The sequence below is a fragment of the Mesorhizobium sp. M8A.F.Ca.ET.207.01.1.1 genome, assembly GCF_004794715.1.
In the GTDB taxonomy this organism is placed as follows: domain Bacteria; phylum Pseudomonadota; class Alphaproteobacteria; order Rhizobiales; family Rhizobiaceae; genus Mesorhizobium.
This window is the reverse complement of record NZ_SRUS01000383.1, coordinates 1-320: the sequence shown is the minus strand read 5'-3', so window position 1 is coordinate 320 and position 320 is coordinate 1. Positions and strand designations below refer to the sequence as shown.

Genomic DNA, 320 nt, shown 5'->3' with positions numbered 1-320 from the left:
CATTCCACCTGGAGGACCGACCATGCGCGTTCAATCTTTCCCTGCAGCTACACCTTCTCTGCGCCCACTGGCGCGCTGCCTGCTATTGGCGCTGACGATGCCTATCGGCGCCGCCTGGGCCGGCGATCTCGATGGCGGAAGCGCGGAGGTTGTCGCGGGCGATCCGGTCGAGCAGTGGCGTGTGCGCAATGGCGGTGCACTCACCATCAATGGCGGCGAGGCCCAGAACCTGCGTGCCAGCGAAACCTCCACCCTCAGGCTGACCCGCGCTGTGGTCTCCCGCGACCCCGCCGTGCAGCAGCACACGGTGCTGCTGGAAG

General features: G+C 67.2%; 1 protein-coding gene. It reads left to right on the top strand.

What is annotated here, in order from left to right:
• Positions 1-22 precede the first annotated feature (22 nt).
• Positions 23-320, top strand: a 298-nt coding sequence (locus EN850_RS35010) for a hypothetical protein (RefSeq protein ID WP_210238071.1), incomplete at its 3' end; no start/stop codon positions are given.